25 protein-coding genes are annotated in these 24,126 nt (G+C 39.1%); 11 read left to right on the top strand and 14 right to left on the bottom strand.

Annotated features, from left to right (window positions below):
• Positions 1 to 200: 200 nt before the first annotated feature.
• Entirely contained in the window at positions 201 to 1,214 is a 1,014-nt protein-coding gene (locus B5D82_RS08650) for a GGDEF domain-containing protein (protein ID WP_081150819.1), read from the top strand.
• On the opposite strand, the gene B5D82_RS08645 is transcribed toward B5D82_RS08650, so the two are convergent.
• Both B5D82_RS08645 and B5D82_RS08640 read right to left on the bottom strand, forming a co-directional pair.
• Positions 1,215 to 1,682 (bottom strand): 2-thiouracil desulfurase family protein, encoded by a 468-nt coding sequence (locus tag B5D82_RS08645; protein WP_081150817.1) that lies wholly within the window; start codon positions 1,680 to 1,682, stop codon positions 1,215 to 1,217.
• Between the two features lie 152 nt (positions 1,683 to 1,834).
• Positions 1,835 to 2,140 (bottom strand): DUF3630 family protein, encoded by a 306-nt coding sequence (locus tag B5D82_RS08640; protein WP_081150815.1) that lies wholly within the window; start codon positions 2,138 to 2,140, stop codon positions 1,835 to 1,837.
• Positions 2,141 to 2,321: 181 nt separating this feature from the next.
• Between B5D82_RS08640 and B5D82_RS08635 the strand changes: the two genes are divergently transcribed.
• Complete coding sequence (locus tag B5D82_RS08635; protein ID WP_081150813.1) at positions 2,322 to 2,621, top strand: c-type cytochrome; 300 nt, start codon at positions 2,322 to 2,324, stop codon at positions 2,619 to 2,621.
• A gap of 65 nt (positions 2,622 to 2,686) precedes the next feature.
• Here the strand turns inward: B5D82_RS08635 and recQ are convergent, their stop codons facing one another.
• Positions 2,687 to 4,486 (bottom strand): DNA helicase RecQ, encoded by a 1,800-nt coding sequence (gene recQ, locus B5D82_RS08630; RefSeq protein WP_245807595.1) that lies wholly within the window; start codon positions 4,484 to 4,486, stop codon positions 2,687 to 2,689.
• A 123-nt stretch (positions 4,487 to 4,609) separates the two neighbouring features.
• On the opposite strand from recQ, the gene B5D82_RS08625 reads away from it, so the two are divergent.
• Both B5D82_RS08625 and rarD read left to right on the top strand, forming a co-directional pair.
• Complete coding sequence (locus B5D82_RS08625) at positions 4,610 to 5,065, top strand: thioesterase family protein (protein WP_081150809.1); 456 nt, start codon at positions 4,610 to 4,612, stop codon at positions 5,063 to 5,065.
• Between the two features lie 85 nt (positions 5,066 to 5,150).
• Positions 5,151 to 6,068, top strand: a complete 918-nt coding sequence (rarD, locus tag B5D82_RS08620) for an EamA family transporter RarD (RefSeq protein ID WP_081150807.1) — start codon at positions 5,151 to 5,153, stop codon at positions 6,066 to 6,068.
• Positions 6,069 to 6,244: 176 nt separating this feature from the next.
• On the opposite strand, the gene uvrD is transcribed toward rarD, so the two are convergent.
• The 6 genes from uvrD to lptM form a co-directional block, all read right to left on the bottom strand.
• Positions 6,245 to 8,419 (bottom strand): DNA helicase II, encoded by a 2,175-nt coding sequence (gene uvrD / locus B5D82_RS08615; protein WP_081150805.1) that lies wholly within the window; start codon positions 8,417 to 8,419, stop codon positions 6,245 to 6,247.
• A gap of 162 nt (positions 8,420 to 8,581) precedes the next feature.
• Positions 8,582 to 9,307: an HAD-IA family hydrolase gene (locus tag B5D82_RS08610; protein ID WP_081150803.1), complete on the bottom strand. Its 726-nt coding sequence runs from the start codon at positions 9,305 to 9,307 to the stop codon at positions 8,582 to 8,584.
• Positions 9,308 to 9,318: 11 nt separating this feature from the next.
• Positions 9,319 to 10,029, bottom strand: a complete 711-nt coding sequence (locus B5D82_RS08605; RefSeq protein ID WP_245807594.1) for a DUF484 family protein — start codon at positions 10,027 to 10,029, stop codon at positions 9,319 to 9,321.
• Positions 10,026 to 10,856, bottom strand: a complete 831-nt coding sequence (gene dapF, locus B5D82_RS08600) for a diaminopimelate epimerase (RefSeq protein ID WP_081150801.1) — start codon at positions 10,854 to 10,856, stop codon at positions 10,026 to 10,028. The genes B5D82_RS08605 and dapF overlap by 4 nt, the downstream gene beginning before the upstream one ends.
• A 17-nt stretch (positions 10,857 to 10,873) precedes the next feature.
• Complete coding sequence (gene lysA, locus B5D82_RS08595; RefSeq protein ID WP_081150799.1) at positions 10,874 to 12,124, bottom strand: diaminopimelate decarboxylase; 1,251 nt, start codon at positions 12,122 to 12,124, stop codon at positions 10,874 to 10,876.
• 11 nt (positions 12,125 to 12,135) lie between these two features.
• Positions 12,136 to 12,306, bottom strand: coding sequence for an LPS translocon maturation chaperone LptM (gene lptM, locus B5D82_RS08590; protein ID WP_155866731.1), 171 nt, complete (start codon positions 12,304 to 12,306; stop codon positions 12,136 to 12,138).
• Between the two features lie 110 nt (positions 12,307 to 12,416).
• On the opposite strand from lptM, the gene cyaY reads away from it, so the two are divergent.
• The 5 genes from cyaY to B5D82_RS08570 all read left to right on the top strand — a co-directional run bounded on the left by cyaY (position 12,417) and on the right by B5D82_RS08570 (position 17,231).
• Positions 12,417 to 12,737 (top strand): iron donor protein CyaY, encoded by a 321-nt coding sequence (gene cyaY / locus B5D82_RS08585; protein WP_081150796.1) that lies wholly within the window; start codon positions 12,417 to 12,419, stop codon positions 12,735 to 12,737.
• A 21-nt stretch (positions 12,738 to 12,758) separates the two neighbouring features.
• A complete protein-coding gene (gene hemC / locus B5D82_RS08580) occupies positions 12,759 to 13,691 on the top strand; it encodes a hydroxymethylbilane synthase (RefSeq protein WP_081150795.1) in 933 nt (310 codons plus the stop codon).
• Positions 13,692 to 14,031: 340 nt separating this feature from the next.
• Positions 14,032 to 14,223 carry a hypothetical protein gene (locus B5D82_RS19880; RefSeq protein WP_157673860.1) on the top strand — a complete coding sequence of 64 codons (192 nt, stop codon included), beginning with the start codon at positions 14,032 to 14,034 and terminating at the stop codon, positions 14,221 to 14,223.
• Positions 14,224 to 14,514: 291 nt separating this feature from the next.
• Positions 14,515 to 16,044 carry a uroporphyrinogen-III C-methyltransferase gene (locus B5D82_RS08575; RefSeq protein WP_081150793.1) on the top strand — a complete coding sequence of 510 codons (1,530 nt, stop codon included), beginning with the start codon at positions 14,515 to 14,517 and terminating at the stop codon, positions 16,042 to 16,044.
• On the top strand, positions 16,044 to 17,231 hold the full coding sequence (locus tag B5D82_RS08570) for a heme biosynthesis HemY N-terminal domain-containing protein (RefSeq protein WP_081150792.1): 1,188 nt from the start codon (positions 16,044 to 16,046) through the stop codon (positions 17,229 to 17,231). Before B5D82_RS08575 ends, B5D82_RS08570 begins: the two co-directional genes overlap by 1 nt.
• Before the next feature lie 56 nt (positions 17,232 to 17,287).
• On the opposite strand, the gene arfA is transcribed toward B5D82_RS08570, so the two are convergent.
• Entirely contained in the window at positions 17,288 to 17,491 is a 204-nt protein-coding gene (gene arfA, locus B5D82_RS08565; RefSeq protein ID WP_081150790.1) for an alternative ribosome rescue factor ArfA, read from the bottom strand.
• A 161-nt stretch (positions 17,492 to 17,652) separates the two neighbouring features.
• On the opposite strand from arfA, the gene B5D82_RS08560 reads away from it, so the two are divergent.
• Positions 17,653 to 18,333, top strand: a complete 681-nt coding sequence (locus B5D82_RS08560) for a DUF2982 domain-containing protein (protein ID WP_081150788.1) — start codon at positions 17,653 to 17,655, stop codon at positions 18,331 to 18,333.
• Between the two features lie 83 nt (positions 18,334 to 18,416).
• Here the strand turns inward: B5D82_RS08560 and fre are convergent, their stop codons facing one another.
• From fre to trxA, 4 genes are all read right to left on the bottom strand, one after another.
• Entirely contained in the window at positions 18,417 to 19,112 is a 696-nt protein-coding gene (gene fre / locus B5D82_RS08555; protein ID WP_081150786.1) for an NAD(P)H-flavin reductase, read from the bottom strand.
• Positions 19,113 to 19,159: 47 nt separating this feature from the next.
• Positions 19,160 to 20,662 (bottom strand): 4-hydroxy-3-polyprenylbenzoate decarboxylase, encoded by a 1,503-nt coding sequence (gene ubiD / locus B5D82_RS08550; protein WP_081150784.1) that lies wholly within the window; start codon positions 20,660 to 20,662, stop codon positions 19,160 to 19,162.
• A gap of 200 nt (positions 20,663 to 20,862) precedes the next feature.
• Complete coding sequence (rho, locus tag B5D82_RS08545) at positions 20,863 to 22,122, bottom strand: transcription termination factor Rho (protein ID WP_081150782.1); 1,260 nt, start codon at positions 22,120 to 22,122, stop codon at positions 20,863 to 20,865.
• 189 nt (positions 22,123 to 22,311) lie between these two features.
• Entirely contained in the window at positions 22,312 to 22,638 is a 327-nt protein-coding gene (gene trxA, locus B5D82_RS08540) for a thioredoxin TrxA (protein ID WP_081150780.1), read from the bottom strand.
• A gap of 220 nt (positions 22,639 to 22,858) precedes the next feature.
• On the opposite strand from trxA, the gene rhlB reads away from it, so the two are divergent.
• Positions 22,859 to 24,124: an ATP-dependent RNA helicase RhlB gene (gene rhlB, locus B5D82_RS08535; protein WP_081150778.1), complete on the top strand. Its 1,266-nt coding sequence runs from the start codon at positions 22,859 to 22,861 to the stop codon at positions 24,122 to 24,124.
• Positions 24,125 to 24,126 lie beyond the last annotated feature (2 nt).

Genomic DNA, 24,126 nt, shown 5'->3' with positions numbered 1-24,126 from the left:
ATAGCTAACTTATAAATACCATAACAAAACCTAAATTTTTATAAAGAAAATTTTTCTTTATCTCGGTTATTTTCGTCTGCGCTCATATGGTTAAACTGAATCTGATGATTAATACATTTTATTATGGCGCTATAAGCCAAATTACTAGAGAATAGCTTACCCGCTATTTTAGTGAATACCACAAGTAAAAGGTTGGAATATTGAAGTACCATGATTCCATAGCACAAGCTGAACAAAAAATGCATGCCGCCATAAAACAATTGCAGTTATGGCATATAGCCGCGACGCCAATCAATTACGCGGTAAGTTACGAATATCTCAATCAACAAACAAAAACTCTGAATGCCGCAATTGAAAAACAGTTAGCCAGCGGTAAAAAACTTGATAACTTTTTTTTAGAAGAAATATATCGCCAATATGTTTTAGGGCAAAGCGCCTTTCGAGGTGAGCTAATTGATGATCTCGATGACGTATTGGACGATCTGCAAAGCAACAGTGAACAATCTTCGCTATGCACAAAGCGCTTAGTCACTCAATTAGATGAGAGTATTGCCAGTTTAAAGTCTATTGATAAGCGTGAAATAATTAACGCTATTAAACAGATACGACAAACGACTCAGAAATTTAAACTCCAGCAAGAAAAGCTAGCTGAGCAACTGCTAGTATCACAAAAATCAACTCAAGCATTACGCTCAGAATTGGATGATGTTAAAAAAGAAATTTATTTTGACGCTTTAACAGGGCTTTATAACCGCAAAGCCATGGCAAAACATTTAGACCTTTGGTTATCTGCTGATCCAAATAAGCATGTTGCTGCGATTGTTATTAGCATTGATCAATTTTCTCAAATGAATGAAAGTTTAGGCCCTATGATCAGTGATGTATTGTTAACAAAAATTGCCAAGAAAGTGAGCAGTTATGTGGGCGAAAGTGGCTTACCTGTTAGGTCTGCAGGCGATGAATTCTTAATTTTACTGCCTGATGTTAAAAGAGTTATAGCTGGTGAGGTTGCGGAAAAAATGCGGCAGAGTATAGAGAAATTACGCTTTATCAGCAGTAAATCAGGTACTCGATTACCACAAATGACGCTCAGTATTGGTGTTAGCGATTATAATGTCGCTACAACTGCAAATGACATCATAAACCAAACTCGTGCACTGATTAACGATAAGACTAATATCCATACTAATCACGTTAATATTGCTAAAGATTAATTAACTTAAGGTCAGCTCGTCAATTAATTTCTGCAAGTTATTTTCTGAAAATACTTTTATCCCGTTTGCTCTCAATACGTCGGTAGTAACGCCTTGCCCGGCTATTTTCTGTTGACTAAATTGGCCATTATATATACTTGAACTACCGCATGATGGACTAGATTCTTTCAATAATGCATAGCGAATATTATGTTTTTGGCAGAGTAATAACGCCTGATTAGCACCTTGTTTAAAAGCATATGTGACATCTTGCCCCGTAATTGTTGTAACAACAATTGTGTTACCGATCGCTTGAATCTCTGCAGGCGCTCTTGGTGTATTCAACCCTCCAGCTAATTCCGGACAAATAACCACTAAGCGATTATCTTCTTTCCAACGCTTAAGCGTGGTATTAACTAATAAATTGTCACCACCATCATACCTAACTTTATTGCCTAAAAAGCAGCTACTAATGAGTATTTTTTCCAAAAAATGCCCCTAATCAATTTATCGATAATCGATTTATCGCTAACCAAAACTAGTCTTTTATATAGCCCTAGCCTATATAAATTGGGGTTAGAGATTACTTAAATAATCCAATTGTTATCATTTATTTCTGACCGTTGTAGCTTTCGGGTTCATTACGATAAAAGCAGCTTAATTTTCTGCAGTCCGTCAATATCTTGATCGCTAATACACTCGAGCCAACAGGCATGACTGTATTCTTCAAAGTTTAATAAAAATTCACTTTCACCATACTTTATTCTTACACAATACAGATCTGCTCCTTCTGAAACCTCAAGTGTTTTTAAAGATGTTAACCGTAAAACATGGTCAATAATTTCCGTTTTATCATCCATTGTCCAATCCACATTAAAACGTAATTGTAATGTGGTTGAGTTTATTTCCTCAACATTAATAATTTCTATATTATCTTTTATCTGCATACAATTTCTTCTTAGTTTAAATAAATGAAATTAATTGTTTAAAACTTAGGCTAGCTCAGCAAAATATTAGATAAAATATCATCCTAGTAAGATCCTAAAAAAAGCAACGACAACAGTTTACTTTTTACATATAATCAATTGAGGATCCTTAAAAATTATTTACCAAAGAGAGATAATATCTATGAAAAAACTTACTTTAGCCGTTGCTGCTACTGTTATGATGGCTTCACCAGCATTCGCTGGCGACGCTGCTGCCGGTAAATCAAAAACTGCCATGTGTTCAGCCTGTCACGGTGCTGCTGGTATTTCCGCTGTTCCTATGTACCCTAATCTTGCTGGCCAAAAAGAAGCTTATCTTGCCAAGCAATTAAAAGATTTTAAATCGGGCAACCGTAAAGATCCAGTAATGGCACCAATGGCTATGGCATTATCTGACGAAGATGTTGCTAACATTGCAGCATACTACGCTAGCCTTAAGTAACGTTAAGCTATGTTAAAAAAGCGCTGTTAGGCGCTTTTTTTGTTTGTAAAATTTGTCATCTCAGTTCAGCTCTGGTGCTGTTTAATTAACGATAAAAATGGCTCGCCATAACGGGCAAGTTTGGTATCGCCAATACCACTGACGTTAAGCATCTGTCTGGAGGTTAGTGGCTTTACTCTTGCCAATTCAGCTAAGGTAGCATCGTTAAAAACAATAAACGGCGCTATATCTTCAAGGCTGGCGATTTCTTTTCGTAATGATCTTAGTTTCGAAAACAGTACCCTATCATAAACTTTTTCACGTTTATTGCGTTGCCAATAACTCGCTTTTTGTAAGCGAGGAGCGGCCAGCATTAATGGTTCTTGCCCTTTCAAAACTGCACCTGCTGCCTGTGTAAGACATAAATTTGACTGGGCTGCGATATCTTGTTGTAAATAGCCTAGGTGAATTAATTGCCGCACTATTGAAAACCAATAGCCGGGCGTTTTATCTCTACCAATACCAAAAGTGGATACTTTATCATGACCCAGTTGGATAATTTTATCATTGAGTTCGGCTCGTAAAACCGCCACAACATGCTCAACATCACCATTTCCTTCGATACGATATACACAAGACAGCACTTTTTGCGCCGCTTCTGTGGCATCAAATTGACTCGGAGGATCTAAGCAAATATCACAGTTACCACAGCTTTTTTCGGTAAACTCCGCAAAGTAATTTAAGACCACTCTACGCCGGCAAGTTTGAGCATCAATAAAGCCACGCATCGCCTGAAAACGTTGTAACTCTACATTGACTCGTTGCTCGTTTTCACCTTCTCCAATACGCTTACTTATGCGCTCAGCGTCTTTCTCATCATAAAGAAAAAGGGCTTCTGCCGGTAAGCCATCTCGGCCTGCTCGGCCTATTTCTTGATAGTATGACTCTAATGTTCGTGGTGGCTCATAATGTATAACAAATCGCACATTGGACTTATTAATACCCAAACCAAAAGCCACCGTTGCCACTACAATTTGCACATCATCTTTGGCAAATTTATCTTGGATAATATTGCGAATTTCAGACTCTAGCCCAGCATGATAAGCCGAACAATTAATGCCTGTTTCTGCTAATCGTTTTGCTAGTTTTTCAACTTGCCAACGACTATTACAATAAATAATACCGCACTCATCTTTTCGTTTTTTGATATAACCAATAACTTGTTGCTCACCCTGATATTTCTCAGCCAAAGTAAAACGAATATTGGGTCGATCAAAGCTATCAAGGTGTATATAGGGGTCATGTAAAGCTAATTGTTGCAGAATATCTCGACGAGTGGTGACATCAGCCGTTGCGGTTAATGCCATGACAGGTACATGGGGGAAATTTTGTTTTAGCTGGTGTAGTTGCGTGTATGCAGGGCGAAAATCATGGCCCCATTGCGATATACAATGCGCTTCATCAATAGCAAAAAGGCTGATGGTTAATTGAGCTAGCCCTTGGATAAAATAATAATTCTTTAATCGCTCTGGTGCGACATAAAGTAGCTTTATTTCGCCTTGACCTAAACGTCGAAAAATATCATTGATGGTCTCGGTATCGAGTGACGAATTAACATAAGCAGCTGAAATACCTTGCCGGACTAAACCATCAACTTGATCTTTCATTAATGCTATTAATGGTGAAACAACAATAGTAACACCAGGCATCAAGGTTGCGGGCAATTGAAAGCACATTGACTTTCCGCCGCCTGTTGGCATTAACACTAAGCTGTCGCGGCCTTGGAGTGCATGAGTGATAATTTCTTCTTGGCCAGGGCGAAACGCCTGATAACCAAAATGATGTTTCAGGGATTCAGTTAATGTTGTAGGGGAAATGGCTTGCAACAGACAATCTTTATTAAATGAAATCAACCGACATTTTAACGTAGTAAAGGCTTTGTGCGGAGATTTATTTTCAATATAATAGTAATTATTATGAGTTTCGCTTACATCGCTAAAAGGACATTTATGATACATGAAGAATATTTTAAGCAGCTTGCTCAATATTGGAGTCAAGAAATGCCGTTTAATAAGTTATTGGGGCTAGAGGTCACGCAATTTAATAGCCAAGAGTCAACGGTCAGTATTATGTGGCACGACCAGCTTATCGGTAATCCAGAACAAAGAATTCTTCATGGCGGCGTAACTGCCTCAGCGCTAGATCTTGCCGGTGGTGTTGTGGCCGCAGCGAATATACTATCTCAGTTACCCGAATTATCCCCCCAAATAATTTCACAAAGTTTAAGTCGCTTAAGCACCATTGATTTACGCACCGACTTTATAAGACCAGGGAGAGGTGAGAAATTTATTGCGACAGCAAAAATTATTCGCAGTGGCAGTAAAGTCGCGGTAGCTCGCATGGAAATGCACAACGAAAAAGGCGTTCATATTGCCTTTGGTACCGGCACTTATATGGTCGGCTAGTATAGATACTCACGATATTAATATGCCATTAGGTGATTAATGTTATTATCTCGCTTTAAACCAAACAGAACTGTAAATTTTCACCATGCCAACATCTGAAAAATCCGCCCTGCGTGGTGGTATTATCTTCGCTATTAGTGCCTATACAATGTGGGGTATTGCCCCATTATATTTTAGACTTATAGATCATATTAACGCCGATGAAATTCTAGTTCATCGGGTCGTTTGGTCGACGATATTATTATTGTTAATTGTGTTATTCACTAAAAGATGGGGCAACTTTATTGCGACCATTACTCAGCCAAAAATAGTACTGCAGCTTACTATATCAGCGACATTTTTAGCGGTAAATTGGTTTATGTTCATTTGGGCAGTCAACAATGATCATTTACTTGATGCCAGCTTAGGCTATTACATAAATCCACTCTTCAGTGTCGCATTAGGGGTTATATTTTTAGGTGAACGTTTGCGACCGTGGCAGCTCTTTGCTGTTGGCTTAGCATTCGTCGGCGTGATGATTCAGCTCATTATGGTGGGATCGCTCCCGATGATTTCTTTAGCATTGGCTGCCACCTTTGGTACTTATGGCTTATTACGTAAAAAAATGCCTTTAGATTCATTTGTCGGCTTACTGATAGAGTCACTTATGATGCTGCCAATAGCGTTGATTTATTGGCTAATGTTTCTAAAAACCAGTACGACCAACATGTTTGACAATACCATGTCGTTAAATATGCTCTTGATTTGTACCGGTATTGTCACCACGGCTCCATTACTTTGCTTTTCTGCGGCAACAAAACGTATGACTTTAACTGCGCTTGGCTTTTTTCAATACATTGGCCCAAGTATTATGTTTATTTTGGCGACATACTATTATCAAGAACCGCTATATTTTGCCAAATTAATCACGTTTGCTTGTATTTGGACCGCACTAGCAATATTTAGTTTTGATTCAATAAAAGCCAGAAGACATGCTGGAAAAGCAGCAATTACGCCGCGTTAGAAGAGTTCAAAGCGTGTCATGTGCGACACGCTTTGTTTGTGTACTTTATTGATTTGCCAACTCGGTAATTACTTCCTGTCATACCTTAATGACTTACGTTCATGTCAGAGAGTTTATCACGACATTATACCAATTAGCCTTGGAAGCTAACCATGGAAACTAACCATGGAAACTATTTACAATGTTTCCAAGTTAGCATAAGAAACTACTAGCCATTTACAACCGACATCAGCGAAGTTAACTTGAATGCGACTTTGTGGGCCACTACCTTCGTAGTTTAAAACCACACCATCACCAAACTTTTTATGGCGAACATTTTGGCCCAATTTAAAACCCGAATTACCAAAGGTTTCTAAAGTAAGGGCTGATGAGAATTTCCCTGTTGTTATTGGCTTTTTCACCTGACTTTGTAGGCGAATTTCTTCTGTACAAGCTTCTGGTAACTCCCTCAAAAAGCGGCTCGCCTTATGATTTTTTTCCTGGCCATATAGTCGACGGCTTTCGGCATGGCACAAATATAATTTTTGCATTGCCCGAGTCATACCGACATAACATAAACGGCGTTCCTCTTCTAAGCGACTGATATCTTCAACCGACTGCTGCGAGGGAAACATACCTTCTTCTAAGCCGGCAATAAACACTAATGGAAACTCTAAACCTTTAGCCGAGTGCATGGTCATTAATTGCACCGCAGGCTCATGATCATCGGCTTGTGACTCACCAGACTCAAGCGCTGCATGGGTTAAAAATGAGGTTAGTGGGCTTTGTTCTTCTTCAAGCTCAGGATCTACTTCAAATGTTTGACAAGCCGTGACTAGCTCATTTAAGTTTTCAATACGGGCTTCAGCACGTTCACCTTTTTCCGCTTGATACATAGCTTTCAAACCTGAATGCTGAATAACATGGTTTGCTTGTTGGTCAAGATTCAAATGACTTGAGTCGTCTTCTAATTGATCAATAACATTTATAAATTGCTGAATAACCTTGGCACTGCGACCTTTAAGTTCCTTATTCTGCACCATATGCTGACATGCTTGCCACAAAGTACATTCCAAGCTTCTAGCCCCATCGCGAACTAGGCTAAGCGTTTGATTGCCAATACCACGTGTTGGGGTATTAATTACCCGCTCAAATGCCGCGTCGTCATCACGGTTATTCAGTAAACGTAAATAAGCAAGCGCATCTTTGATTTCTTGGCGTTCAAAAAATCGTAAACCGCCATAAATTCGGTAAGGTAATTTCGCTTGAATCAACGCTTCTTCCATTAAGCGTGATTGCGCATTGCTGCGATATAAAATGGCGACATCATCTAGTGAGCCATTTTTATTTTTCCAGTCACTGATCCGCCCGGCAATGAAACGTGCTTCATCTATTTCATTGAATGCAGTATAGATAGATATTTTTTCGCCCGCATCATCTTCGGTCCATAAATCTTTACCGAGGCGATTACTATTGTTAGCAATCAGTTGATTAGCCGCATTAAGGATGTTGGCAGTTGAGCGATAGTTTTGCTCAAGTTTAATCGTTTTTGCACCGTCAAAATCTTGCAAAAAACGCTGAATATTTTCAATTTTTGCGCCACGCCAGCCATAAATAGATTGATCGTCGTCACCAACAATCATGACATTACCGCTTTTCTTGCCTAACAAGTTTAACCAAGCATATTGTATAGCGTTAGTATCTTGAAACTCATCCACTAACACATGCCTAAAGCGTTGTTGATAATGCGCTAATAACTCAGGGTTATTTAGCCAAAGCTCATGAGCTCGAAGTAATAACTCAGCGAAGTCGACTAAACCTGCGCGGTCGCAGGTATCTTGATAGACACGATAAACTTTAACAAAGGTTTCTTCGGTAACATCATGTTGGCTATCAATATGATGTGGCCGTAAGCCTTCATCTTTTTTACCATTGATATACCAAAGAAATTGTTTGGGTGGCCAACGTTTTTCATCCAACTCTAAAGAGCGAACAATACGCTTAACCATCCGAAGTTGGTCATCAGAATCGAGTACTTGAAAGCTTTGTGGCAATTTAGCTTCTTGGAAGTGCATGCGTAATAATCGATGCGCTAAGCCATGGAAAGTACCTACCCACATGCCATGCACATTACCATCTACGGTTTGTTCAACGCGTGCACGCATTTCAGCCGCGGCTTTATTGGTAAAAGTAACCGCTAAAATACTATGAGGTGATGCCTGCTCAACCTTCATTAGCCAAGCAATACGCTGCACTAAAACTCGCGTTTTACCACTTCCAGCGCCTGCAAGCACCAACATATTTTGTAGTGGCGCAGCAACAACATCTCGTTGTTTATCGTTCAACGATTCAAGTAATTCAGAAACATCCATAGCAAGGTAAAATCAAAAGCAAAAATATGTCGCTATCATAGCAAGTTAAGCACTATTTTGATAACGCTATCCTTATTACAAGCAAGCAATTAAATTATGTCAAAGCTATATGTGTCAAATTTTGATCGCTAATTTTCAGTTTACATAAACAAAGACAAAAATTTATGGCAATATTTTTGTCAGTTGCTCAATATTATCAAGGCCGAGGGTAGGTAATACTTTCAAAGGTTTACCGACTTGGTATGGGTTTAACCAAGCGGTCTGGCAACCGGCATTTATAGCACCAAAAACATCATTTCTACCACAATCGCCAACATGAAGTAATTGCGCATGACGAATTTTCAGAGCCGTACAAGCTTTATCAAACATATCACTGTCAGGTTTTAATTTATTATCTATAGAAGCATTAAAATGTTCGCTGAAGTACTTAGCGATACCGATCTTGCTCGTATCAACATTGCCGTTAGTAATCGCCACCAAGGGCACTCTGCGCTTTAAGTAGCTTAAAAAATCGTGTGTTTGTTGCGGCAAAGTGAAATTACTGCGCTGCTCAACAAAATAATCTAACGCCAACCCAGCAACTGACCGTGCCTCAGCATCAGTTAAACCTAGTGAAAGTGCACCGAGGTAATAGCTTTTTTCTCGCAACAAACCAATATCGTGCTTAAGCGCAGGTGATTGTTCAAGAACTTGCTGACGAAAAGGCCACCAAAAACGAAAATCAAAGCGATATAAATTACTATCAAGACCATAATCGCCGAATACACACTTAAAATAAGTGATCATCTTGGTATCGGTCGTTAACATGATAGGCTGGTTACTATACAAGGTGTCATCCAAATCGAAGCTAATAGCATGAAAAGGATGTAATCGGCGATAAAATCTCAAAATATATTTACCTAATAAAGATGCTGATGTAAAAGTTTTGCGACTAGTTTTTTAAATTGGCTCAACAACAAAGTATCCATACGGGGATCAAAATGCTCAGCATCTTGGCTGCTAATCGCTAAAAAGCCAATATCTTCTTGATTATGTGTAAGTCGTACTAACACTACCGAACCTGCGCTTGACTCAGAAAAAATCAATTCTTGTTCACTTTGTTGCAAGCGACCAAAGTAGTATTCGTCTTTACTTAATCGGCTTTCAATAATTTCAGCACAATCATTGTTAACTAATGAGCTATGATTAATTTCTGTTGGCTTCACTAGCCATAACTTTAATGCATCTAACGACAACAATTGAGTGGTTGCCTGATGCAAACAATCAAGCAACTCTGCTGCCGTTGTACAATCAAGTAAACGTAAATATAGGTCGCTATACAAGGTAAATAATTGCTCGTTTTGGTTTGCTATCACCATTAATTGGGTGATCTCTTCTTCCAAATTGTGAATTTTTAAGCGCTGTTGAGATAATTGACGTTCGACTAAAGAAATAGTGCCACGTTGATGATCGGGTAGCCTTAAGCTGGTAACAAACTCACCCTGACGATTAAAAAACTCAGGGTGCTCTTGTAGATAACTAACGATTAACTCATCGGTTAGCTTTATTTCGTCATCTGACATTAGGTTTTGATCACTTGTTTGCATAGATTTATTTTTGTCTTGATTCATAAGTTTATTTGCCCATCGAACACATGCACGGCGGGACCTGTCATTTTTACTGAATTCCCAGGGCCTTTCCAAAATATTTTCAATTGCCCTCCAGGTAAATCCACTAATACTTGTCTATTTAGTTTCTTTTGCATTTGCCCAACAACTACGGCAGCACAAGCGCCACTGCCACAAGCTAATGTTTCAGCAGCACCACGTTCATAAACACGCAGTTTGATATATTCGGGTGACACGACTTCCATAAAACTAATATTAGCTTGTTGTGGAAAACGCTCATGTAAGGACAGCGCTTCACCCAATATAGCTACCGGCGCTTCTTTAACATTATCGACGGTTAAAACGCAGTGCGGATTGCCCATTGAAACAACGCCACAAAGTACAGTTTCGTCTTCACTGCGAAGAATATAAGTGCCTTCTGCTTTTTGCGCAGTAAATGGAATTTTTGCCGGTTCAAATTGCGGTACTGGCATATTGACCGAAACATTACCGTCACGTTCAATAAATAAGGTCATTTTTCCTGATTGCGTTGAAACTTTAATTTTATGTTTATTAGTTAAACCTTTTAAACGGACAAATTTTGCGAAGCAACGTGCACCATTGCCACATTGCCCCACTTCACTGCCATCAGCATTAAATATCCGGTAGTGGAAATCTAGATCAGGATCATACGGCGGTTCAACAACCAACACTTGATCAAAGCCAACACCAAAATTTCTATCGGCGAGTTGCTTAATTTGCTCACTGGACAAAAAAACATTTTGTGTCACATTATCGAGCACGAGGAAATCGTTACCTAAACCGTGCATTTTAGAAAAATTTACTAACATCGACACCTAATCTCACACTATAAAGGTAACAAGCTTTCACCTTGCCACAACTGGCTGAAGGTTTCGCGTTTTCTGACTAAATAGCTCTCGCTGCCGTCAACCATAACTTCAGCCGCACGTGGCCGACTATTGTAATTTGAACTCATAGTAAAACCATAAGCACCGGCACTGCGTATAGCAAGCAAATCGCCTGCGCTAATTGCCAACGCTCGGTCTTTACCTAGAAAATCACCGGTTTCACATATGGGACCAACCACATCGTATTGCGCACTCGCAACATCATCACGTTGCTCAACAGGAATAATGGCTTGCCAAGCTTGATATAAAGCAGGTCTTATCAAATCATTCATTGCCGCATCAACAATGGCAAAATTTCGGTCTTCACTGACTTTGATATATTCAACTTCAGTCACCAAAATACCTGCATTGGCCATCACAGCCCGGCCTGGTTCATAAATAAGCGTTAAATCGCGACCGGTTAGCTTTTGTGCAATTGCTTCAGCGTATTCTTTAGGGTGAGGCGGTTGCTCGTCATCGTAACAAACACCTAAACCACCGCCGACATCAATATGCGAGAGCGCAATACCTTGTTCAGCTAATTCATCGACTAACTTTAACACTCGATCAAGCGCATCTAAAAACGGTAAAATTTCGGTGAGCTGTGAACCTATATGGCAGTCAACGCCTTGAATATTGATATGCGATAATGTCGAAGCATATTGATAGAGCTCAGGCGCCTGTTCAATACTAATACCAAATTTATTTTCTTTTAAGCCAGTTGAAATATAAGGGTGAGTGCCCGCATCCACATCAGGGTTTACCCGCAATGAAATAGGCGCAACTTTATTCAGCCCTTGTGCAACAGATTGTATGCGTTCTAATTCAGCAGCTGACTCAACATTAAAGCAGTAAATACCAAGGTTTAATGCGAATGCAATTTCCTCTGACGTTTTCCCTACACCTGAAAACACCACTTTTTTCGGATCGCCGCCCGCTTCAATCACGCGCATCAACTCGCCTTTTGAAACAATATCAAAGCCGGAACCTAAGCGTGCCATTACATTCAATACCGCTATATTACTGTTTGCCTTAACAGCATAACAAACAAGGTGTGGTCGCTCTCCAGCCGCTTGATCAAAAGCATGCCAATGGCGCTCAATGGTGGCGCGTGAATATATATAAAGCGGCGTACCGTATTGCTTTGCTAACTCAGCGACCGGACATTGCTCGGCGAATAATGAATGTTGTTTACGATTAAAAAAGTCCAATGTCGTTATTCCTAATGCTCTAAATTGGTTATATCACTGTTTTTATCAATTTCTTGGCTTGTTTTTGGTAAGTTCTCTTGCTGTTGCTCAGGAGTTTGGTATAAAGGGCCTTTAATGCCGCAGCCTGTTATGGTTACTAAACTAAGCAAACTGAAGAAAATAATTGCAATTTGTTTACGCATAATTGATTTATTCGATTTTTTTCCCATGATAGACGTTTTATAATCCCTTGACCAATAATTACCAAGCAAAGATTAAACAATCTTAAAGCGTAGGTAAAAAGGAACAGTTAATGAATGATAGTCAATACAATTTAGCCGCAGAAAATATCTTACTTGCGGTAGAAGAAGCCATCGAAAATTGCGGTTACGATATCGATTATGAAGGTGTTGGCGGGATGTTAACCCTGACATTTAAAAATGCCAGTAAAATCATTATTAACAAGCAAGCACCTTTGCATGAGATTTGGGTAGCAACGAAATTTAACGGCCATCACTTTCACTTCGAAAATGACCAGTGGTTTGATAAACGCGGCAGCGATGAACTATGGCAATTTTTATCTGACGCGGTCAGCAAACAAGCAGAAGAAACCATTGTACTTTCTGCGCAATAAATATTAATTAAGGTAAATTACATGACGCAACAAACCGTACGAATTGCAACGCGAAAAAGCGCACTCGCACTGTGGCAAGCAGAATATGTTAAGGCAAAACTTGAGCATTTTCATCCAGGTATACAAGTTGAACTAGTACCGATGACCACTAAAGGTGACATTATTCTCGATACGCCGCTCGCAAAAGTCGGTGGCAAAGGCTTGTTTGTAAAAGAGCTTGAAGTTGCCATGTTAGAAAATCGTGCGGATATTGCCGTGCATTCAATGAAAGACGTACCTGTAGAATTTCCAGAAGGCTTAGGTTTAGAAGTTATTTGTCCACGTGAAGACCCGCGTGACGCATTTGTGTCGAATAACATTGCCAGCTTAGCTGAGTTGCCACAAGGTGCTGTGGTTGGAACTTCAAGTTTACGTCGTCAATGCCAAATACAAGCATTAAGACCAGATCTAGATATTCGCGATCTCCGTGGTAACGTCAACACGCGTCTTAAGAAACTTGATAATGGTGAATATGACGCCATTATTTTAGCAGCCGCAGGCTTAATTCGCTTAGAAATGCCAGAGCGTATTCGTGAATATATTGCCCCAGAAGTTATGTTACCAGCAAATGGTCAAGGCGCTGTTGGCATAGAATGTCGCATTGACGATGAAACCATTAAGACTTTATTAGCACCACTTGGCTGTGAAGAAACGCGTATTCGTGTTCTCGCTGAACGGGCGATGAATCGTGCGCTTGAAGGCGGTTGTCAGGTGCCCATTGGTAGTTATGCTGTGCTAGAAAATGAACAGATTTACCTACGCGGATTAGTAGGTGCGGTCGACGGCAGTGAAATATTAACCAGTGAAGTACGAGGCAATATGAGTGAAGCTGAGCAATTAGGAAATCAGTTAGCAGAAAACTTATTGGCTAAAGGTGCCGACAAAATCCTACGTCAGGTATATGACCAAGCATAAGCTTAGATTATTAATATCGCGCCCAGAAAACGCTGGGCGCAACGTACAAAAAATTTTAAAGCAAGGTGGTTATCAAAGCTATTGTCAGTGATATTTTGATTTTTAAAACGTCCCCTTGAGCAAATTCATACTCCTAAAAGTATCCTAACTCTCCTTATTTACAGGGCTTACTTAGTGTCACAGCAATAAAGTTTGCCATAAGCTAATGCTAGAAAACCTTGTGGCTGAAAGTGCGACTGAGCAGCAGTAATACCAATTAAAATAAATAAGTCATCGTACAAACGAGGTCTAGTAACCCTAAGCGCAAGCGTATTAGTCTCTAAAGAAAACGATAGCGAAGGTGTGTAACGTTAGTCGATTACAAAACGTATATGCAAAAGATCCAAACATTGTCCCAGGTGATGATTTCGAGAACTTACCGGAAAATCGTTACAGTGTCGTAGCGCATCGGCACACTATTTTGAAAGTTATCAGCGTGTTTGGCGAAATTACTCATATAAGCTTATCAAAGCATGGTATCGACAACAGATAAATTGTATCTTAATCACTAGTAACGTTTTATTAGAATTCATAGTAAACTTAATTTATGTGTAAAACAGGCACCGGCAAGCATAATGTCTGCGAGTTTTGGCAAGTAAGATAATTACTGTGAATCAGAAGAATGGCATCAGTCGAGTAATAAATGCCAATAACGCCAGTTACCAAGCTATGATTAATACACTTGCCAGAGACTAAAGATTAAGTAATATCGAGTGATATAAACAACTTATTAGCCTAATAAATTCAGTGTGCGTAGCGCCAACATGTAAGATAGGATCAGTTCATGAGCGATAAAAAACAACCCAAGCAATCGAAACCTGATAATACGTCAGCTGACAGTAGTAATCCTGAAAGTCAGACAGGTTTAACGGCTTCAATCAATATGAGTTCATCGCAGGAAGCGTCATCGAATCAACCTGCCTCCGCTGATAGTACTGAAAAATCTTCAGACAAGCCTAAAAACAAAACCGTTATTAAAGCCCCTGACAAAGTAAAACTGACTGCTGAAGAAAGCAAAACCCAGACGAGTCCAGCATCGAACAAAACTAATGATAAGAGCGCCTCACCAGTGAAAAATACCGCCTCCAACACATCAAATAAGTCGACAACTGTCAGTCCTAAAACGTCGCAGGAAAAAAGCACAGCTAATAAAGCGAAGAAAAGTAAAGTATCTAAAATCGCTGTTGTAGCATTAATTATCGCGCTAATCGCTATTCTCGCCAGTGTTGCTCACTATTATTGGAGTGAACAGCAAAAAGCTCAATATAGTCTGCAACTCAATGATATTTTAGAGGATAAGCTCGTTTCAAATCAGCAGGAAATCGCACAACAACTTGCTCGAAATTCTCAGGGTATTACCCAGAACATCACTCAACAGCTTTCACAAAGTAAACAAGCAAGCGCTAGTGAGTTAAACGCGTTGCGTAATAAACTTGAACAAGGTAATCGCCTTGAACAGAGCAATCAAGATACTATCGCACAATTACAGCAAAAAATTGCCAGCTTAGGTCAAAATCAACCCAGTGACTGGCTTCTACAGGAAGCTGAATATCTTATTCGATTGGCTTCTAGGAGCTTATGGTTAGAAAATGAAACTGGCACTGCCATTAGTTTACTTAATGACGCAGACATGCGCATAGAAGAGTTAAATGACCCACAATTTTTAGCTTTACGCCAAATTATTCAGCAAGATATCGCCAAGTTACAGTTACTACCTAAGCTGGCAACTGATAATGTAATTTTAAAACTGATGACGCTGGATCAGCAAATAAAGCAACTACCGTTAGCACTATTTGAAATTCCAGAAATACATAAAACTGAAACGACGCTTGAGTTAACTGATAACGCTAATGATTGGCGAGAAAATCTAGCCAAAACATGGCGCAAGTTTACTGATGAGTTTTTCACTGTTACCCGCAGAACAGGTAATATTGAGCCGTTAATGTCGCCACAATTTCAACAAAATTTACGTGAAAACTTAAGTCTAAAATTACAAACGGCTATTTGGGCTGCAAGTAAATCAAAAGGTAATATTTACCAGCAATCACTTAACGATATTCAGCGCTGGGTTAGTGAATATTTTGATATGACAAAACTTGAAAATAAAAACTTCCTCAAAACAATTGATACATTAAAAGCAGCAACTATTAATGTTGACTATCCAAATAATCTTGCTTCACTAAAAGAAATTCGACAATTATTGTCGGTTAAAATGAAGTCCACACACCCAATTTTAGAGAACAGAAATATCCTAGATACACAGCAAGCATCTGAAGACGAGCCCACAAGCTCCGAGCTAAGTGAGGACTTATAATGAAACGACTATTATTATTGCTGATTTTATTTCTTGGGGTAATTGTTATCACACCAATGTTAATTGGTGAAAAAGGTTATATTCTGATTTCAATTGGAGATTCAGCCATTGAAACAACGGTTATTACCGCCATAATCACGCTAGCGCTGTGCTTCTTTGCAATAGCACTTATTATTAAATTTTTCCGTGGCGGGCTAAGTTTTAGCTTTAAAGCTTGGAACAAAATTGCTTTTGCCAGTCGCCGACGAGCACTTAAAGACTTTAACAAAGGTATCGCAGCCTATGTTTTAGGTGATTATAAACAAGCAGAGCATTTATTGGCTAAATCGGCTGATGCCTCAAATTTTGAGCATATAGCTTATCTTGTTGCAGCCGATGCGGCTCAAAAACAAGCATTGAAACCAAACACTGATCACTATTTAGGCTTGCTTGAACAGACAACTAGCACCTTTAAAGACGCTGGATTAGAAGCAGTGTTAATTAAAATAAAATTATTGATCGGTCAACAAAATTACCAACAAGCAAGAAATGTGATTGATGAGCACCATAAACATATTGGACATGACGTACGCTTACTCCGATTAGAAATAGAGCTAAGCTTAATTGAGCAACGTTTTGACTATGTTATCAAAAAGCTTAATGCCGCACAGAAACAAAAATCTATTAGCCTTGAAACTATCACTTTATGGCAGCAGCAGGCGTTTTACGGTGCTTTTAATCAGCAAATCAAACAGCACGATAGTCATGTTTTGCTAGAATACTGGCAACAACTCCCAAAGAAAATTAAGCAATCAGAAACAGTCGTACTGGCTTATTGTCAGGTGTTAGCAGAAAACCAAGTTAACGAGCCCTTAGCAAAACTATTATTACCGATAATAAAGAAAGGCAATGCGATTAGCTTACTAAAAGCGGTCAGAACATTACCTATTACTCAAGATGATAGTCTTATGGCAGCAGCGCAAAAGCATTTACATAACGAGCCACACAATGCTATTTGGTTATCATTGGTAGCTCATTTTGCCACGGCTTCTCAACAATGGCAGTTAGCAGAAAAAGCATTTAATAGTTTAGTTAACCTTGAAGAAAAGCAATACGATAAAATTGACTTACTGGTTTTTTCACAAGTACTTGAGCACCAAGGTCATCTAGACAAAGCGAATCAAGCACTCAGAAAAATTCACGCTTAGCGCAGAGATTAATAAAGCTTAAAAGCCCTATTTAATAATGGTTATATCTTAATCGATTAAACCGCTATTAAATAGGACTCTTGTCCTTTATGCTTTTGAGTTCTTTGATAAGCACCCTTACCTTTTTTAGCAATAATTATTTGCTGCTTAAACAACCTTGACGTTACCACAGCCGCTAAGAAATTATCTTTAATTACGCCTCGCCCCAATTCACAACCACCTTGATTTTTAGGGTGTTTTTTTACTTTATTCTTAGTCATATTATTCTACCTTTTATGTCGTTCGTTAAGTTAAATTGCTACAAACTTATTGCTTCGTAGCGAAAACGCGCAGAGTATATACTAATCAAAAAAATATGCACAAATATTAAATTTAATTAACAGTTCCTTTTCTGAACCGGCAGTACTTAAAGTAAAAATCTATGACAAAAAGTAATAAAACAATAAAGATTAAAGCAATTGCCCGTCATCATGGTTTATTCATTACTTTAACCGGCCTTATAGCTTTGTTCATTGTAGCTTGGCTATGCAGCTATTACTGGCAACAAGCCCGTTTCCCTTTACTGTTTATGGTGCTCACTTGCATAGTCACTATTTTTATCGGTTTACTAAAATTAGCAGAACCAACTTACAGCTTAATAGTGACACCTGAAAAATTAACTTTTCATCATCTTCATGGGCATTGGCAATTTAACTGGCAGCAAATCCGCAACATCCATTGCGTGACAAATACGGTCGGCATAACACGTGAAGAACTGAATTACGTAGGTATAAAACTAACTTCAATAGATGTGATAGCAAACAGCATATCATTGCGCTTAGCAAACCGAATGATACACGAGCAAAAACCCCTCATTCATTATTGCATTAAGCAGCAGCTAATTACGTTTGAACAAGGCATTTTAAATTTTGAACCTTACATTTTAAGAGATGGCACAATCATAAAAGGGCCATTGGCCGCTTTTCTACATCATAGTGAGGTATTAAATCAAGCACTTGGCGCACACCTATTTATTGCCGCGAGTAACTTAAATGGCTCAATTAACGACTTCGTATTTTTGGCAAATAATTATTTGTCTCATGCGAAAAATTCGTATTATTAACTTTTTTGTTTTATGCAAACTTAAGAGAACTAAAATAGAGCTTATCGTCACTTTACGACCGATTATTGCTTTTCATTTATAGCTTAAATAAACGCAAAAGCATCGGCATACATATGCTCAATTAATGCGCCTTGCTTAACAAAGTCACCACGAACGGCAGCAACCATTTCAAAACGACCCGCTAAATAAATATCATAATCAGCTAAGTTGTTAACTTCTGCCATGACTACCTTATGGACCATACCCGAGCGACCTTGCCAATCAACATGCGGTGCTTCAATCACCGGGATAAACTTCCCGTTAGCTAATTTGGTCATCATTGCGGCTGTTTCTTCTAGTTCATAGCATGCACTCGGCTCGCGTAAGCCCCAGTAGACTAAAACCTCACGTTGAGACTGCTGCAAGGCTAAATGTTCAAACATAGATTTAATGTATGAAAAACCTGTACCGCCAGCAATAAGCAGTAGCGGGCGTTCACTTTTTTCGCGTAAATGCGCATTACCAAAGGGCATCTCGATAGTCACTTCAGTGTTGGCTTTTATGTGCTCAATCACTTGCATCGGATAACTATCTGAACCAAAAGCACCTATTTGCAACTCAATTAATTCAGCACCTGGAGCACTAGCAATTGAAAAAGGTCGCTTGTCTTCGTCACTCATCACAAAATTTAAGTATTGTCCGGCAGAGAAATTAACAGCTGTACTCGGCTTTAACAGTGCCTTATACACATGATCCGTTAATGGCGTTAACGACGCTACCTGACATGTAATCACTTTCATTTATCTTTTCCCTTATTCTGCATGCTCGCTATTTGGCTGCAGTATTATCAATTTGAATTATTAACGTCGTTTGAGATATTGAGCTCATCCCAAATATCATCTACATGGTCTTTAATCGCTTGGGTCATTTCAATTGGCTCTCCCCATTCTCGATTAGTTTCACCTGGCCATTTATTGGTGGCGTCCATCCCCATTTTTGAACCTAAGCCTGACACAGGTGACGCAAAATCTAAATAGTCTATCGGTGTGTTTTCAATTAATACCGTATCGCGACTCGGATCCATACGTGTGGTCATTGCCCAAATAACGTCTTTCCAATCCCGAGCATTAACATCATCGTCACAAACAATAACAAATTTGGTATACATAAATTGGCGTAAGAATGACCAAACCCCCATCATGACGCGTTTAGCATGACCCGCATATTGCTTTTTAATCGTCACTACCGCTAAACGATAAGAACAGCCTTCTGGTGGTAAGTAAAAATCTTGAATTTCGGGAAACTGCTTTTGCAAAATAGGCACAAACACTTCGTTGAGTGCTACACCCAATATTGCTGGTTCATCTGGCGGACGTCCGGTATAAGTGCTGTGATAGATTGGGTCTTTTCTATGGGTAATATGCGTTACCGTCATTACCGGGAAGTCATCAACTTCATTGTAATAACCGGTATGATCGCCATAAGGTCCTTCTGGTGCTACTTCATCAGGATCAATGTAACCTTCGAGTACAATTTCGGCGCTCGCAGGTACTTCTAAATCATGACTAATACACTTAGCCACTTCGGTTTTGCTACCACGTAATAAGCCAGCGAAAGCATATTCTGACAAGGTATCTGGCACGGGCGTAACTGCACCTAAAATGGTGGCAGGATCGGCACCTAAGGCAACAGCAACGGGATATTTTTCACCTGGAAAGGCTTTTTTAAACTCTTGAAAGTCTAGCGCGCCTCCGCGATGAGATAACCAACGCATGATCACTTTATTGCGACCTAATAATTGATTACGATAAATACCAAGATTTTGGCGTTCTTTATGTGGGCCTTTAGTCACGGTTAATCCCCAAGTAATCAAAGGGGCAACATCACCTGGCCAACATTTTTGGATTGGAAATTGAGTTAGGTCAACCGCATCACCTTCAAGTACAACTTGCTGACATAATGGTTTTTTAATCACCTTAACTGGCATGTTAAGCACTTGCTTATACAAGGGTATTTTACTCATGGCATCGCGAAAGCCTTTCGGAGGCTCAGGTTCTTTTAGGGCTGCCAACAGTGTACCAACATCGCGTAAGGCTTTGACATTATCTTGCCCCATTGCCAAAGCGACACGTTCAGGCGTACCAAACAAGTTGGTCAATACCGGCATACCGTGTGGTGTACCATTTTCGTCGGTTGGATTTTCAAATAATAATGCCGGACCGCCTTGGCGTAAGGTGCGATCGCTGATTTCTGTCATGGTTAAATCAGTAGAAATTGGCTGACTAATGCGCTTAAGTTGGCCTAGTTTCTCTAATTGAGAGATGAAATCTCTTAAATCACTATATTTCATATTAGAATTTGATGAAAAATTTGTCGTACATTATAACGGTAGAAAGCCTAAAGTCCCTAATTGATAGCAATATCATCTAAATTATTATGCTTTATATGCTTTCAAGCACCATTCGATAGTAACGACTAGAAAAGAACTTTGTAGCCAATATAAAAAATGCCAGCAATTGCTGGCATTTTTAGACAATATTTAAATATGTATTACTGACGTTTCATTGAATCAAAAAATTCATCATTAGTTTTGGTCATGGCCAATTTATCGATCATGAACTCCATCGCGTCGATTTCCCCCATTTCATGGACGATTTTACGCAATATCCACATTTTTTGTAATTCGTCAGGCTTAGTTAAAAGCTCTTCGCGACGCGTACCACTGCGGTTGAAATGAATAGCAGGGAAAACACGTTTTTCTGCAATTTTACGAGAAAGATGTAATTCCATATTACCTGTACCTTTAAACTCTTCGTAGATAACTTCATCCATTTTAGAGCCAGTATCAACAAGAGCTGTCGCTATAATGGTTAAACTACCACCTTCTTCAATATTACGTGCTGCGCCGAAAAAGCGTTTTGGACGATGCAAAGCATTAGCATCAACACCACCGGTTAATATTTTACCTGATGATGGAATAACCGTGTTGTAAGCACGTGCAAGTCGAGTAATTGAATCAAGTAAAATGACTACGTCTTTTTTATGCTCAACTAAGCGTTTTGCTTTTTCAATCACCATTTCGGCTACTTGTACATGACGATTCGCCGGTTCATCAAAAGTTGAAGCAATAACTTCACCTTTAACCAAGCGTTGCATTTCTGTTACTTCTTCTGGGCGCTCGTCAATAAGTAATACCATCAACTCAGCGTCAGGATGATTATGGGCAATACTTTGGGCAATATTTTGTAGTAATAAGGTTTTACCCGCTTTTGGCGGAGCCACGATCAAACCACGTTGACCTTTACCAATCGGTGAAGCTAAATCTAAAACACGAGCAGTAATATCTTCAGTCGAACCATTACCACGTTCCATCGTCATACGATCGGTTGGATGAATAGGTGTTAGGTTTTCAAAAAGAATTTTATTACGAGAATTTTCAGGACGGTCAAAGTTTACTTCATTAACTTTCAATAGTGCAAAGTAACGTTCACCGTCTTTAGGTGGACGAATTTTACCCGCAATGGTATCACCGGTACGCATACTAAATCGGCGTATCTGACTTGGAGATACATAAATATCATCAGGTCCGGCTAAATAAGATGAATCCGCAGAGCGTAAAAATCCAAAGCCGTCTTGTAGAATTTCTAAAACACCGCTGCCAAAAATATCTTCTCCACTTTTAGCGTGGGCTTTTAAAATGGCAAAAATAATATCTTGTTTGCGGTTACGAGCTAAATGCTCCAATTTCATTGTTTCTGCGAGCTGAACTAGTTCGCTGATCGACTTTTCTTTAAGTTCGTTAAGATTCATAGTGGGGGTTTCTTAGACTATTTAGGTTGTTATGCTGTGCCGCTTGGCTATTTAGGATGTTTGAGTATGGTTTTTTTGAAATGTTTTTTCTTTGAGCGTTAAATTTAGCATTAAAAAGTAAACCAGTAAAGGATCACTTAATTGATCTTAAGCTAAATAACAAAAAGGCCCGATAAATCGGACCTTTTTTTATAAATTGTTATCAATAAACTCTTTCAATTGAGTTTTTGATAGTGCGCCAACTTTCGTATCAGCGACAACACCGTCTTTAAATAGTAACAGTGTAGGAATACCACGGATACCATATTTAGGTGGGGTGTTAGAATTTTGATCAATGTTTAATTTACCGATAGTTAATTTACCAGCATATTCTTCAGCCACGTCGTTTAACAACGGCGCGATCATTTTACATGGTCCACACCATTCAGCCCAAAAATCAACAAGGACTAGACCCGATGCATTGATTACATCAGTGTCAAAACTATCATCAGTTAACTGAACAATTTTATCGCTCATTTATATCTCCATTAAAGGTGGCCTATCGCCAATTAGTTAAGATTATACCTTCATCACAATTAATTACCAACATTCATATATAACAGTTATGGGTATTTAATTTAATTCATATATAACAGTTATGGGCATTTAATTTAAAATTCAACTAAAGCCATCATTTTATTGTCGCTTTTACGTGAATCTAATTTTTATTGATAGCGTAACCTGTTAAGCTATCGGTATGAAAAAAACACACTTAACAGAAATAAAGTTCTCTGAACTTAAACTCGAGCCTACCGTAGTTAGCGGCCTCGAAACTATGGGCTTTGAATATTGTACTGAAATTCAAGCAAAGTCTCTTCCTATACTCATGACAGGCAAAGATATTGCCGGTCAAGCACAAACCGGTGAAGGTAAAACCATTGCCTTTTTAGCCGCAACCTTTCATCATTTATTACAGAAAAAAGATGTTAGCCACAACCAACCGCGTGCCTTAATTATGGCACCAACGCGTGAGCTTGCTATCCAAATTCATCGCGATGCCATTGAAATGGCAAAAAGTACCGGCTTACGTCTTGGATGTGTTTATGGTGGTGAAGGTTACGAAAGCCAACGTTTAGAACTTGAACAAGGTGTAGATATTTTAATCGGCACTTGTGGTCGCTTACTCGATTACTTAAAACAAGGTATTTATAACCTCAGTAATATTGAAGTTGTGGTACTTGATGAAGCTGACCGTATGTTCGATTTAGGCTTTATAAAAGACATTCGTTATATGTTTGGCAAAATGCCCGCAGCAACTGAACGTTTAAGCATGCTATTTTCTGCCACGTTATCATTTCGTGTTAAAGAATTAGCTTTTGAACACATGAACGACCCTGACAGTGTTGAAGTAGAACCTGACCAGAAAACTAACATTCGTATATCTGAAGAATTATTTTATCCTTCTAACGAAGATAAAATGTCTTTATTACAAACGCTAATTGAAGAAGACTGGCCAGATAAAGCCATTATTTTTGCCAATACTAAACATGTTTGTGAAAAAATACATGCTCACCTTGAAGCTGATAATATTCGCGTTGGCATGCTTACTGGCGATGTTATTCAAAAGAAACGTTTGAAAATTTTAGAGCAATTTACCGATGGCCAATTAGATGTTCTAGTGGCTACTGATGTTGCAGCTCGTGGTTTACATATTCCAGCAGTAACTCATGTTTTTAACTATGACTTACCTGATGACTGTGAAGATTATGTTCATCGTATTGGTCGTACAGGCCGAGCTGGTGCTACTGGCCATGCTATTAGCCTAGCGTGTGAGCAATATGTTTTTAACTTACCCGCAATTGAAAGCTACATCGAACATGATTTGCCCGTGAGTAAATATGACCATGAAGCACTCTTGACCGACTTGCCTAAGCCGAAGCCACGTCCACGTCGTCATAAGCCTCATAATGGTGGCCAAAATCGTAGCCGTAATACCAGCAATAGGCCTCAAAGGAACAGTTAGTT

This window comes from Cognaticolwellia beringensis (assembly GCF_002076895.1).
In the GTDB taxonomy this organism is placed as follows: domain Bacteria; phylum Pseudomonadota; class Gammaproteobacteria; order Enterobacterales; family Alteromonadaceae; genus Cognaticolwellia; species Cognaticolwellia beringensis.
The sequence above is the reverse complement of the archived record's forward strand: the minus strand, read 5'-3'. Positions and strand labels throughout refer to the sequence as shown.